General features: G+C 59.0%; 14 protein-coding genes. 9 read left to right on the top strand and 5 right to left on the bottom strand.

What is annotated here, in order from left to right; all coding sequences use genetic code 11:
- Window positions 1-506 (bottom strand): NAD(P)(+) transhydrogenase (Re/Si-specific) subunit alpha (locus tag VGL70_02730; protein HEY3302432.1); only part of this gene is annotated, 506 nt, incomplete at its 3' end.
- A gap of 224 nt (window positions 507-730) precedes the next feature.
- The gene (locus tag VGL70_02725; protein ID HEY3302431.1) at window positions 731-1,501 is read right to left on the bottom strand and encodes a 3-oxoacyl-ACP reductase family protein; all 771 of its coding nucleotides are present in this window, start codon (window positions 1,499-1,501) and stop codon (window positions 731-733) included.
- Window positions 1,502-1,626: 125 nt separating this feature from the next.
- Between VGL70_02725 and VGL70_02720 the strand changes: the two genes are divergently transcribed.
- From VGL70_02720 to VGL70_02685, 8 genes are all read left to right on the top strand, one after another.
- Complete coding sequence (locus VGL70_02720) at window positions 1,627-2,220, top strand: nucleotidyltransferase family protein (GenBank protein ID HEY3302430.1); 594 nt, start codon at window positions 1,627-1,629, stop codon at window positions 2,218-2,220.
- Window positions 2,217-3,191 (top strand): ABC transporter substrate-binding protein, encoded by a 975-nt coding sequence (locus tag VGL70_02715; protein ID HEY3302429.1) that lies wholly within the window; start codon window positions 2,217-2,219, stop codon window positions 3,189-3,191. The genes VGL70_02720 and VGL70_02715 overlap by 4 nt, the downstream gene beginning before the upstream one ends.
- 107 nt (window positions 3,192-3,298) lie before the next feature.
- Window positions 3,299-4,543, top strand: coding sequence for an ABC transporter substrate-binding protein (locus VGL70_02710; GenBank protein HEY3302428.1), 1,245 nt, complete (start codon window positions 3,299-3,301; stop codon window positions 4,541-4,543).
- A gap of 103 nt (window positions 4,544-4,646) precedes the next feature.
- Window positions 4,647-5,501: a branched-chain amino acid ABC transporter permease gene (locus VGL70_02705; GenBank protein ID HEY3302427.1), complete on the top strand. Its 855-nt coding sequence runs from the start codon at window positions 4,647-4,649 to the stop codon at window positions 5,499-5,501.
- Complete coding sequence (locus VGL70_02700) at window positions 5,498-6,433, top strand: branched-chain amino acid ABC transporter permease (protein HEY3302426.1); 936 nt, start codon at window positions 5,498-5,500, stop codon at window positions 6,431-6,433. The genes VGL70_02705 and VGL70_02700 overlap by 4 nt, the downstream gene beginning before the upstream one ends.
- The gene (locus tag VGL70_02695; protein HEY3302425.1) at window positions 6,430-7,176 is read left to right on the top strand and encodes an ABC transporter ATP-binding protein; all 747 of its coding nucleotides are present in this window, start codon (window positions 6,430-6,432) and stop codon (window positions 7,174-7,176) included. The genes VGL70_02700 and VGL70_02695 overlap by 4 nt, the downstream gene beginning before the upstream one ends.
- Window positions 7,169-7,864: an ABC transporter ATP-binding protein gene (locus tag VGL70_02690; protein ID HEY3302424.1), complete on the top strand. Its 696-nt coding sequence runs from the start codon at window positions 7,169-7,171 to the stop codon at window positions 7,862-7,864. The genes VGL70_02695 and VGL70_02690 overlap by 8 nt, the downstream gene beginning before the upstream one ends.
- A 98-nt stretch (window positions 7,865-7,962) precedes the next feature.
- Window positions 7,963-8,157 carry a four helix bundle protein gene (locus VGL70_02685; protein ID HEY3302423.1) on the top strand — a complete coding sequence of 65 codons (195 nt, stop codon included), beginning with the start codon at window positions 7,963-7,965 and terminating at the stop codon, window positions 8,155-8,157.
- Window positions 8,158-8,320: 163 nt separating this feature from the next.
- On the opposite strand, the gene VGL70_02680 is transcribed toward VGL70_02685, so the two are convergent.
- From VGL70_02680 to VGL70_02670, 3 genes are read right to left on the bottom strand one after another with little or no spacing between them, the layout of a single operon-like run.
- Window positions 8,321-9,532, bottom strand: a complete 1,212-nt coding sequence (locus VGL70_02680) for an ABC transporter substrate-binding protein (protein HEY3302422.1) — start codon at window positions 9,530-9,532, stop codon at window positions 8,321-8,323.
- Window positions 9,533-9,583: 51 nt separating this feature from the next.
- Entirely contained in the window at window positions 9,584-9,979 is a 396-nt protein-coding gene (locus VGL70_02675) for a type II toxin-antitoxin system VapC family toxin (protein HEY3302421.1), read from the bottom strand.
- Window positions 9,980-9,982: 3 nt separating this feature from the next.
- Window positions 9,983-10,222, bottom strand: coding sequence for a type II toxin-antitoxin system Phd/YefM family antitoxin (locus VGL70_02670; GenBank protein HEY3302420.1), 240 nt, complete (start codon window positions 10,220-10,222; stop codon window positions 9,983-9,985).
- A 107-nt stretch (window positions 10,223-10,329) separates the two neighbouring features.
- Here VGL70_02670 and VGL70_02665 point away from each other — a divergent pair, with 107 nt between their 5' ends.
- Window positions 10,330-11,976: an AMP-binding protein gene (locus VGL70_02665; GenBank protein HEY3302419.1), complete on the top strand. Its 1,647-nt coding sequence runs from the start codon at window positions 10,330-10,332 to the stop codon at window positions 11,974-11,976.
- Window positions 11,977-12,137: the final 161 nt, after the last annotated feature.

Here is a 12,137-nt window from a genome sequence, read left to right as displayed (position 1 = left end):
GTTCCCGCCGCCGTAATCATCATGGGAAACATCTTCCCGAGCGCGTCGGCGGCGAGAAGAACGGCCTTATACCCGGCGATCGTCGCCATGGAACTCAAAGCATCCATGGACTGCGCGCGGCTGATGCGAGGGAGTAATTCGAGAGCGAACGCCGTCACGCCTTTTTCGGCAAGTTCCCTGATCGATTCGGGAGCTCCTAATGGGTCGAGAAGCCCTATTAGCACTTGGCCGGAGCGAAAAGACTCCTGCTCGGCATGACCGACGGGATTAACCGCCAACCGGTGCATTCGAACGAGGATATCGGCTTGGGAAAAGAGTTGAGCCCTATCCGCCGCAATGCCGGCGCCTTGTTCTTCGTAGACGGAATCGGCAAAGCCGGCCCTCTCGCCGGCCCCATGTTCCACGAGAACCGTCATCCCAACCTTGGTCAAGATAGGCACGACGGCAGGCACCAGGGCAACGCGTCGTTCATCCGGATAGAGTTCGGCAGGTACTCCGAGAATCATCTAGGCCGCTCGCGTCGTGAAGGCAGAAGGCCCGCCGGTCTGAATTTATTTCCTGACGCCGGCAATTTCAGGTTAGCCCGGTCGAAGATGAGGGATGCCGCTCTTAGGATGGAATGTCTATCGCGATGAGAGGCTCACCCAATTAGCGCCCCACTTATCGGACGGGAAGGTAACTGTCAAGGGTTAAGAGCCAGCCGCCGGGAGCAAGAACGATCCGGCGTCATTTAGAGAAAATTCTGTCCGCCGTCCACGGAGACGGTCTGGCCGGTCATGAAATCGCTGAGAGGAGAGCAGAGGAACAGCATCACGCCGACGAGGTCTTCGGGTTTTTGCAGCCGCTTCAATGTCCGCGTGGCGACCGGCGCTTGCCGCATCTTGATAATCTCTTCCGTGGGATTTTCTTCCGACAGCGTCGAGCCGGGGGCGACGCAGTTGACTTGAATGTCGTCGTCGCCGACTTCCCGCGCCAGCGTGCGCGTGAAGCCGATCACTCCGGCCTTGGACGTCACATAGTGGATGCGGCCGAGGCTGCCGGAGAATACCGTCCCTGATGTGATATTGACGATCTTGCCGGATTTTTGCGCGCGCATCGCCGGTAGCACCGCGCGCGAGCAGAAGAAGAGTCCTCTGAGATTGACCGCCATCATCCTGTCCCATTCCGCCGGGTCGATCGTCTCGATGCGCCCGCGGTTCATCGGCACCGTCGCGAAGATGGCGGCGTTGTTGACGAGAATGTCGATCCTCCCGAAGCGGTCGAGCACCGTTTTGGCCATCTGCTTGGTGGAGGCTTCGTCGGCTACGTCCACCCGCACCGCCAGAGACTTCCCTTCGGTCTTGCCGCTGAGCTCAGCGGCTACTTGTTCCGCCGCCGGGCCGTCGATATCCGCAGGAACAACCCGGGCGCCGGCCTGTGCGAAAGCCTGACAATACGCCTTCCCGATGCCGTGGGCGCCGCCGGTGACGATCGCGACTTTGTCCTTGAGTTCGTCGATCATGGAATTTCCTCTTTCCAAGTGATTTCAGAGAGTACCATAGAAGTTGCCTATGTCGGCTGTCAAGAGAAGGTCCGCGCATTGACCGTTCGGATGGTTTGTTATACGGAGATCGAGAGAGTCATTGTATGATCGTCGCCGTCGTTCTTTCAGCGGGCGAATCGCGCCGGATGGGGCGGCCGAAGGCGCTGCTGCCGATCGGCGAAGAATCGTTTCTGGAGCGAATCGTAGGATCGCTTAAGGCGGTCAAGGTCGAAAAAATCGTCGTCGTCCTCGGACACAACGCCGCGGATATCGAGACGAAGATCGCCCATCTTCCCGTGACTATCGTAGTGAATCCGGATTATGCCCAAGGACAGCTTTCGTCGTTGATCGCGGCGATCCGGTCGTTGCCGGCGGAAAAGGTCGATGGCATTCTGGTCCATCTCGTGGATCACCCCTTTGTCAATCCGGGTCTCGTGAATCGCATGATCGACCGTTTTTACGAATCGAAGAAGCTGATCGTGGTGCCGAAATGGAAAGGCCGGCGCGGCCATCCGGTGATTTTTTCCAGCCGGCTCTTCGGCGAGCTGCTAAGTGCGCCGCTCGATCAAGGCGCGAAGCGCGTCGTCCACGCGCACATGGACGACACGCTGGAGATCGAAACGGACCAAGCGGGAATAACTTTCGATATCGACACGCCGGAAGATTATCGGCGCCACGTCGGGAGGCGAGGGGAATGACGTCTAAGCTTCAACTTACGCTCGCCTGCGGAGCGTACGATCTCTTGCGGCCGTTGATGGAAGGCGCAGTCGTGCCCGCCGGCATCGATCTCAACGTGCTCACGATGGCGTCGCCCGAAAGGCACGGGCGCATGCTCCGGCACGAAGAGTTCGACGTATGCGAGCTGTCGCTGGTCGCGTATCTGGTCGCGCAGGATCAGGAGAGAGCTTTTAAAGCGATTCCGGTTTTCCCCCATCGGCGCTTTCGCCACGGCTATATGGTCAAGCGAATGAACTGCGGCATCGACAAGCCGTCGGACTTGAACGGCAAGCGGGTCGGCCTCGACACATTGCAGAACTCCGCCGGCCTCTGGATGCGCGGCATTTTGCAGGACCACTACGGCGTCGATCTGAATACGATCGAATGGTGGTGCCAGGAGGAAGAGGACGTCCCGTTCGAGCCGGCGAAATGGATGAAGGTCCGGCGCGTTCCGAAAGGAAAGAACATCGATCAGATGCTCGTCGACGGAGAACTGGAAGGCGCGCTTTATCCCGAGACCTTGCCTTCCATCAAAAAAGGTTCGCCCAAGGTCGGCCCGCTTTTTCCCGACTCCAAGGCGGCGGAGATCGATTACTACAAGAAGAGCGGGATCTATCCGATCATGCACACGGTCGTGATCAAGGATGAAATTCTGCGCGAAAATCCGTGGGTCGCCGTGAGCCTCATGCAGGCCTTTCAGCGCTCGAAGGAGATTTGCTACGAGCGCATGAAAGACCCGCGCAATTTTACTATCGTCTGGGTGAAGGAAACGATGCAGGAGCAGGAGCAAATTTTCGGCCCCGATCCCTGGCCGTACAACCTGGAAGAAAACCGCAAAGCGCTCGAAGCGGCCGTGCGTTACGAATACGAGCAGGGAATGATCAAGAAGCAGTTTAAAATCGAGGATCTCTTCTTCCCGCCGAGCCTTCAGGAAATCCAGAATTACCTGTAGCAGCCTCCGGATATCCTCGGTTTGACATCGCGCCTTCTTGTCGATAGCTTACGCGCAAAATATCGTGACCTTGGCTGGTCTAATCTCACATACGATAGGAGGGGACAATGACACAACGGAACCGATGGAGAATCATCACAGGCTTCGTTGCGCTCGTCTGCGGCATGAGTCTGCTCGTCAACGCCGCGACCGGCGCGCAGGCGCCGTTCAAAATCGGCTTCGTGATTCCTCTTACGGGAGTGTACGCCGCCCTTGGGGAGGACATGCGCGACGGCTTCCTCCTCTATTGGAGCCAGGTCGGATCCAAAGCAGGGGGTCGCGCCGTGGAAGTCATCGTCGAGGATAAGGGAAGCAACAAGCCGGACGACGGTCTCACCAAGGCGCGCAAGCTGGTCGAGCGGGACGGCGTCCAGGTCCTCGCCGGAGTGATCTCGTCGCCGGTCGCGGTCGCCCTCAGAGAATACGCCCACGCGCAAAAAATTCCCTTCATCGTTGCCAACGCCGGAGCCGACGTGATCACCCAGAAGCTCCGGAGCCCGTATGTATTCCGCGCCTCTTTTTCCAACAGCGACTCGTCGCATCCCCTCGGGGAATGGGCCTATAAAACCGGCTATCGCCGGATGGTCCTGATGGCATCGGATTACGGCGCAGGATACGAGCACGTCGGCGGCATCGCCCGGACCTTTATCGAGGCCGGCGGGAAAATCATCCAGGAGATTTACTCGCCGCTGGGAACGGCGGACTTCGCTCCTTTTATCTCCACCATCGATCGCAGCGGCGACGTGGTCGCGGTCTTTTTTGCCGGCGCCGACGCGCTCCGCTTCGTGAACCAGTACGCGGAGTACGGCTTGAAGGGAAAGATCCCGCTTATCGGAAAAGGCTTCCTCGTCGATGAAGTTATTCTGCCCAAGCTCGGCGACGCCGCGCTGGACATCGTGACGTCTCTCCAGTGGACCCCGGCTCTGGAGACCCCTGACAACAAAAAGTTCGTCGAGGCTTACGAAGCGAAGACCAAGCGCGCGGCTACGGTCTACGCCGAGCAGGGATACGTGAGCGCGCAGATGATCGCCCGGGCGATGGAATCCGTCAAAGGGAACGTCGAGAACCGGGATGCGTTCCTGGCGGCGCTGCGTAAAATAGAGATCAACGCTCCCCGCGGCAAGGTCAGGTTGGACGATTATCAGAATCCCATTCACACCATCTATATTCGGAAGGTCGAGAAAAAAGGCGGCAAGCTTCAGAACACGGTCATCGCTTCCTATCCGAATACGGGTCAATTCTGGAAGTGGAGTCCGGAAGCGTACATGGCGATGCCTTTCTATGGTGACATGAAGAATAAGTGGGTCAAATAGAGCGTGCTCGTGATCGTGTCACTCTGAAGCGATTCTCTGAAGCGTCGTGCTCGTGGGGATAGGAGGGGACGAACACGAGCACGATTCACGAACACGAGTTGAAGTGACCTTCTGGATTATCCAACTCCTGAACGGCATCTCCTTCGGGATGCTTCTCTTTCTTTTGGCCGCCGGACTTTCGCTCATCTACGGCCTCATGCGCATCCTCAATCTCGCGCACGGCTCGTATTATCTCATCGGCGGCTATGTCGGACTCACCGTCGTTCGCCTCACGGACAGTTTCGTGCTGGCTGCGCTCGCCGCGCCGATCGCCGTCGCGCTCCTCGGCGTCGTCATGGAGCGTTTTTTTCTCCGCCGCTTTCCCAACCAGGAGCTTCCCCAGGTGCTGCTCACCTTCGGCTTTCTCTTCATCTTCGCCGACCTCGCCCTCTGGATCTGGGGAGGAAATCCGCAGACACTGCCCAAACCCGAGATATTTTCTTCTTCGATTTGGATAGGCGGCCTCGTGTTTCCGAGCTATCGCCTCTTCGTGATCGCGACCGGCATCGTCATCGGTATCGGCCTCTGGTGGCTTCAGGAGAAGACCCGTCTTGGCGCGATGATCCGGGCCGGAGTGGACGACGAAGAGATGGCGCGCGGCGTCGGCGTCAACGTCTCGCTGCTCTCGACCGCGGTTTTCGGTTTCGGCGCGTTTCTCGCGGCCCTCGGCGGAATCCTCGGCGGGCCTTTCGTCGGGGTTTATCCGGGCGCCGACTTCGAAGTTCTTCTCCTGGCGTTCGTCGTGACCATCGTGGGCGGCCTCGGAAGCCTCAAGGGAGCGTTCGTCGGCGGACTCCTGATCGGATTGCTCGACAATTTCGGCAAGTCGCTGTTCCCGGAGTTTGCGCTCTTCACCATCTTTGCGCCGATGGCGATCATCCTGGCGATCAGGCCCACGGGACTTTTCGGCCGCCGATGAAAACGCGCGTTTTCTTCATCGGCGTTTCGGCGTCGGTCCTGCTGGCGCTTCCACTGCTCCTCTCGTCGTATCAACTCGGCTTGCTCACCAAGATGTTGATCTTCGGTCTTTTCGCCATGAGTCTCGATCTGCTCGTCGGCTACACGGGGCTCCCTTCCCTCGGCCATGCGGCTTTCTTCGGCGCAGGGGCGTACACGGTCTCCCTTCTCGCCCTTCGCGTCGCGAATAATTTTTGGCTCGACTTCCCTGCGGGCCTCGTTATGGCCGCGGCGGTCAGCGCGCTCTTCGGTCTTCTCGCCTTGCGCACGCACGAGGCCTATTTTCTGATGATTACCCTCGCACTGGGTCAAGTCCTTTGGGGCGTCGCTTTCGGCTGGCGCTCGCTCACCGGCGGCGACGACGGACTCCCGGGAGTTCCGCGGCCCGATCTCGGCCTGCCGTGGTCGCTGTCCGGCGGCGTGGCATTCTACTACTTCGTATTCATCTTTTTCGTCCTTGCCGCCGCCGTTCTCTGGATCATCGTGCGCTCGCCGTTCGGCAACGCCCTCGTCGGTATTCGACAGAGCGAAGCGCGCATGGAAGTTCTGGGCTACAACGTCTGGCTGTACAAGTATTGCGCTTTCATCCTTTCCGGCTTCTTCGCGGGGCTGGCCGGCAACCTCTTCGCCTACTACAATGGCTTCGTGAGTCCGACCTACTTGAGCGTTATCTTTTCCGCGACTGCGCTCCTCATGGTGATACTCGGCGGCGCCGGCACGCTCTTCGGGCCCGCCCTGGGAGCCGCGATCATCGTCTATCTGGAGAACGAGATCAGCGCCTATACGCAGCGGTGGCTCCTCGTTTTGGGCGTCATCTACGTGATCGTGACTCTCTGCGCTCCGGACGGAGTCGTCGGGCTTCTGCAACGATGGTCAAGGAGCCGGCGCTCATGATCGCGCTTTCGGTTGAAGGTCTCACGAAAGATTTCGGCGGTCTCCGCGCCCTCGACCACGTTTCCATCGCGGTCGCGGCAGGGGAACGTCTTGCCATCATCGGGCCGAACGGCGCCGGGAAGACCACGTTCTTCGACATCGTCACCGGCCTCGCGTCTCCCTCGGCGGGGCGGGTCATGTTGTTCGGCCATGACGCGACCGGTTTGCCCGTCCATAGCAGGGCGCGGCTCGGTCTGGGCCGGACGTTTCAAACTACGCGGCTCTTTTCCCAACTCACCGTTTTCGACAACGTTCTGCTGGCGGTGCAGGCGTCGGAGGCGATTCGCTTCACACTGCACCGGCCTCTTACCGCGTACCGGCATCTCTTCGAGCGTGCGCGCGGCCTTCTCGAAGAATGGAGTCTTCTCGATCGGAGCGCGGCGACGGCCAAGCAGCTCTCTTACGGAGAGCAGCGGCAGTTGGAGCTGGTGTTGGCGATCGCGGGGAAGCCTAAGGTTCTCCTGCTCGATGAGCCGACCGCCGGCCTGTCGCCGGCCGAGACTGCGTCGGTGGCGGCCATGATCCGGCGCTTCCCCGCCGAGATGACCATTCTCCTCATCGAACACGACATGGACGTAGCTTTCGATCTGTGCGAGCGGACGGCGGTGCTTTTCCAGGGGCGCATTTTGGCTCAGGGAACAACGGCGGAGGTCCGACAAAACGCGGAAGTCACCGAGATATACCTGGGAACCGCTGATGCTTGAAGTCAAGGAAATCCACACTTACTACGGCGAGAGCTACGTCCTTCAGGGAGTCTCGCTGGCTCTCGGAGAAGGCGAAGTGGTGGCCGTGCTCGGGCGCAACGGAGTGGGAAAAACCACGCTGATCCGCTCCATCACAGGATTGACGCCGCCGCGTCGCGGCCGGATTCTGTTTCAGGGACGCGACATCACCGACCTTGCCGCGCATCAAATTGCTCGTCTGGGTTTCGGCCTGGTTCCCCAAGGCCGCCGTATTTTTCCGTCATTGAGTGTGCGCGAGAACCTTGTCATCAACCAATGCAAGGGACCGAACTCCGGCTGGGGGCTCAGCCAGATTCTCGATCTTTTTCCCGTTCTCAAGCACCGGCTCCGCAACCCGGGAAATCACCTCTCGGGCGGCGAGCAGCAGATGCTCGCTTGCGGCCGCGCGCTGATTTCTCAGCCGGCGATCCTCTTGATGGACGAGCCGTCCGAAGGACTCGCGCCTCTGCTGGTCCGGGAGCTGGGCCGGATTCTCCAGCGGCTCAAAGAGACCGGCGTTTCCATCCTCATCGTGGAACAAAACCTCGGCTTCGCTCTGCGGATAGCGGACCGCGTCTACCTCATGAGCAAAGGCAAGATCGTGCACGAATCGCTGCCGAAGGAGTTGTGGGAAAACGAAGAGATCAAGGCGCGGTACCTGGGGGTGTGAAGAACAAGGATGAAGGCGGAAGGATGAAGGACAACGGCAGCTAAAAGGATGAAAATGGATAGGGTCTAAAAACAAGGACGAAAGATTTTGCATTAGCGATCATCCGGCTCTATGCAACATTACCCAAGAGAGTCGAAGCGCAAATTTTGGGGCATCAAATGCTTCGATCTGGAACTTCCGTTGGGGCACATTATCGCGAAGCTCAAAGAGCCAAATCCGATGCGGATTTTATAAGTAAGATCGAGGGCGGATTACAGGAGTTAGAGGAAAGCTTCTACTGTTGGAGCTTCTAGGCGAATCCGAGCTTGTAGATGCGAAGGAATTGATCCCAATAAAGAACGAAACAAATGAACTGCTGGCTATCTTCGTGAGTATTGTAAACAAAACGAAATTGAGAGGGAAAAACGCAAAGCCCTGAACCTTCCGCCTTCATCCTTCATACTTCATCCTTGTAGTTTACTTCGCCCACTTTCCTTTTAGCTCACCATACGGCGTCAGTTTCGTGAATGCATCCGGATTCCATTTCCAGAACTGATTGGTATTGGGATAGCTGGCGATGGGAACGTTCTGGAGCGCGCCGCCTTTCTTCTCGACCTTCAGGACGTAGACCGTGTGGATCGGCGCGTGATAGGCGTCGAGCTTCATCTTGCCGCGCGGGGCATCGGCCTCGACGCGGCGGAGCGCGTCGAGAAACACGGTCTGATTTTCGACGTTACCTTTCACCGTCTCCAGGGCTTTCGCCATCATCAGCGCTCCCACGTACCCATGCTCGGCGTACGTCGTGGCCGGGCGCTTATATTTGGATGCATACGCGTCGATGAACCGCTTATTGGCCGGGGTGTCGAGCGCCGCGCTCCAGTGCCATGCGGTGATGAGATCGATGGCTGCGTCCCCTTGCTTAAGAAGGAGGCTCTCGTCGGTCAGGCCTTTGCCGATCAGCGGTATCTTGCCTTTCAGCCCAAATTCGGCGTACTGGCTGACGAAGCGAAGCGCGTCGGCGCCGCCGAAGAACGCAGCCACCACGTCGGCCTCGCGTTTGATCTGAGTCAGATAGGGCGCAAAGTCCGGCGCCCCGAGCGGCGGGTAGATCTCCTGGATGACCTGCCCGCCCGCGTCCGTGAAGGTGCGAGCGATGCCCCCGATGTGCTCGTAGCCGGCGCTGAAGTCGGAAGCCGCGAGCGCCATTTTCCGATAGCCCTGCTTATAGGCCCATTCGCCCAGCGGGTGCGACGAGTCGCTGTTGACGAAGGACGAGCGAAAGACGTAGTCGCTCTTCTGCCTCTGTGTGAGCCCATCGGCGCCTGCATGCATAATTACGATGGGAATTTTGTTTTCGATCACGTCTCCCCGCAGCGCATAGGCAACGGGAGTCGAGATGATCCCGCCAAGGATCTGAACCCGGTCCCGCTCCACCAGCTTCCGCGCCTTGGTCAACCCTTCGTCGGGCTTGCTGGTCCCCTTGGTCTCGAGCACCAACTCCACCGGTCGGCCGCCGGCCCGGCTTCCGACTTCGCTCCAGTAAAGCAGGAAGCCGTCGCGCATATCGAGGCCGAGCTGAGCGAACGGCCCGCTGTCGGGATAGATGAATCCGATCCTTGCCGGAGCCTGGGCCTGCACCATTTGTGGCGCCAACACGACCCCGAGCACGATCAGGGCCAACACCAGCATCAGCGATCTCATCAATCTGCTCAGGGCTATCTCTCTTTCACGGCCCTTGTTTCAAACGAAAATGGGTGGCAGGCCTTCGGCGGTCAGACCGTAGCGCTCGAATACTCGATCATGAGTGACTAGCCGCAGTTCTTCGACGCCGGCTTGAGCTACCAGCATGCGGTCGAACGGATCACGGTGAACATCTGGCAGTCGACCGACTCGGACGGCATGTAGCAGGGCGATCGGCAAAGGCTCGAATCCGCTTTTGAGAATCGCGTCCTCCAGGTCGTCGAGTTCGATTTCAATCCTTTTTAGAGCGGATTTGATGGCAATCTCCCAGACGGACGCGGCGCTAACGAGCACCCGGTGATGGGCGTCGGCGATTAAGTTGCGTGCGTCCTTGCTTAGCCTGCGGTCGTCTGCCAACCACCAGATCAGGACGTGGGTATCGAGGAGCAGCACCACGGCTCAGGATTTACCTTCAAAGGATGCCAGCAGCTTTTTTGGGAGAGCTCGATCAAATGTCTTCTTGACGCGGATCTTCCCGCGCAGGTACCCGGGCCGGCGGGGCTCGTTCCGCGCGGTATAAGGAACCAAGCGGGCGATTGGTTTGCCCGACTTGGCGATGACGATCTCTTCGCCTCCGGCGGCGCGCTCGACGAGCCGGGAAAACTGGGTCTTTGCCTGGTGAATGTTGATCTTGTTCACAATCGGACTAAGCTTAGTCTAGTCCAGTGAGTTTTGTCAATCAGGTTGACAGGCAAGCTCGCCGTTGGATAGCTTGAAAGCAGATTCTTCATCACCAGGAGGTCGTTGTGTTGAATGGAGCGGTTCCATGGCCGGATGATTTTGCCCGCTTGTACCGTGAGCGCGGTTACTGGGCTGGCGTGACTCTCGGAGAGGCTTTTGACCAGTCGGTCCAAAAGAATTCCGATCGAGTCGCCGTCGTCGATGGAAAGCGCCGGGTCAAGTACGGCGAGTTAAGAGTGCTGGTTGACAGGTTCGCGCTTCACCTCGCCGAGCGCGAGATCTCGGGCGGAAAACGCGTCGTTTTCCAGCTTCCGAACGTCCTTGAGTTTATTGTCGCTTACTTCGCCTGCCTAAAGGTCGGCGCGATCCCGCTCGCTTGTCTTCCCGCCCATAGGCACGCGGAGATCGAGTATCTAGCGCGATTCACGGGCGCGGCCGCCTGGTTTATTCCGTCGGAGTTCAGAAACTTCGACTACGTGGCGATGGCCGAGGAGCTGCGCGACAAGCTCCCCTCGCTCCGAGAGATTTTCGTCGTCGGAGAGCGCACCGGACGCGGCATGACGCGGGTCGCCGATCTCCTCGACGATGCAATCGAAAATCGACTCCCGGCAAAATCTCTGGAACGGCTTCGGCCCGATCCCGACGCCCCGGCCGTCTTCCAACTCTCCGGCGGGACGACGGGCCTTCCAAAGGTCATTCCGCGGACGCACAACGATTATCTGTACAACTCGAAACAGTTCGCCGCCGTCACTGACTTCGACGGGGAAACCGTAATCCTCGTTTCGGTTCCGATCGCGCACAACTTCCCGCTCGCTTGCCCGGGAATACAAGGAGCACTGCTGCTGGGCGCGCGCGTGGTTCTTGCGCCGTCGCCCGAGCCGGAGACGGTTTTCTCTCTGGTGCAAAGCGAGCGTGTGACCTGGATTCCGGCGGTCCCGGCCTCGGTGATCACCTGGCTCGCCGACTCTCGACGAGCGCATTATGATTTGACCTCGATCAAAACTCTTATCGTCGGCGGCTCGCGCCTCCATGCCGAGCCGGCGCGGCTGGCGCGCAAAGCCTTCGGCCCAGTCGTGGCGCAAGTCTATGGGATGGCGGAAGGGCTTCTCTGCGCGACTCGCAGCAGCGATCCCATCGAGGTCATTCTGGAAACGCAGGGAAGGCCCGCCAGCGCGGACGATGAGACGAGAATCGTCGATGATGACGGAAAAGAAGTCGCGCCCGGGGAAATCGGCGAGCTTCTTTGCCGCGGACCTTACACCATCCGGGGATACTATAAGGCCGACGACTACAATCGGACCGCCTTCACCGCCGACGGCTTCTACCGCACCGGCGATCTCGTGCGGCGCCATCCGAGCGGCAACTTGATCGTGGAAGGCCGGAAGAAAGACACGATCAACCGCGGCGGCGAAAAGATCAGCGCGGAAGAAGTCGAAAGCTTGATTCTTTCCCATCCCGCCGTGCTGAACGCCGCCGTTGTCGCCATGCCTGACGCGGTCTTGGGCGAGCGGGCCTGCGCGTGCGTAGTCCTTCGACCGAGAGCGGCGCTTTCCCTAGAAGATCTCAGCAGTTTCCTTCGGGAAGAGAAGCGCATCGCTAGATTTAAACTACCCGAGCGGCTGGAAATTCTAGACCGGCTTCCGACCACTGCTGTGGGAAAGATTTCCAAAAAGGATCTGCGGGAAGCGGTGCGGAAAAAACTCGTCAGATAATGACAATCCGAGTCCGGAGAAAACTAATTTAAACCTAGAGTTCAGGCCACTCTCCGACTCAACGCTTTGGTAATCAAGTCGGACTTGAGACCAAAGTAGTTTCCGCCATCGTTTGCCTAAATCGGAGGTACGTCCTAGACTGCCCGCGATTGGAAGGGGGG

It is taken from the genome of Candidatus Binatia bacterium (assembly GCA_036504975.1).
Taxonomy (GTDB): domain Bacteria; phylum Desulfobacterota; class Binatia; order UBA9968; family UBA9968; genus JAJPJQ01.
This window is presented reverse-complemented; position numbering and strand designations above follow the sequence as displayed.

Excerpts from the sequence above, each read along its gene's own strand:
- VGL70_02725 (HEY3302431.1), bottom strand. The coding sequence starts at position 1,501 with ATGATCGACGAACTCAAGGACAAAGTCGCGATCGTCACCGGCGGCGCC.
- VGL70_02720 (HEY3302430.1), top strand. The coding sequence starts at position 1,627 with ATGATCGTCGCCGTCGTTCTTTCAGCGGGCGAATCGCGCCGGATGGGG.
- VGL70_02715 (HEY3302429.1), top strand. The coding sequence starts at position 2,217 with ATGACGTCTAAGCTTCAACTTACGCTCGCCTGCGGAGCGTACGATCTC.
- VGL70_02710 (HEY3302428.1), top strand. The coding sequence starts at position 3,299 with ATGACACAACGGAACCGATGGAGAATCATCACAGGCTTCGTTGCGCTC.
- VGL70_02700 (HEY3302426.1), top strand. The coding sequence starts at position 5,498 with ATGAAAACGCGCGTTTTCTTCATCGGCGTTTCGGCGTCGGTCCTGCTG.
- VGL70_02695 (HEY3302425.1), top strand. The coding sequence starts at position 6,430 with ATGATCGCGCTTTCGGTTGAAGGTCTCACGAAAGATTTCGGCGGTCTC.
- VGL70_02690 (HEY3302424.1), top strand. The coding sequence starts at position 7,169 with ATGCTTGAAGTCAAGGAAATCCACACTTACTACGGCGAGAGCTACGTC.
- VGL70_02680 (HEY3302422.1), bottom strand. The coding sequence starts at position 9,532 with ATGCTGGTGTTGGCCCTGATCGTGCTCGGGGTCGTGTTGGCGCCACAA.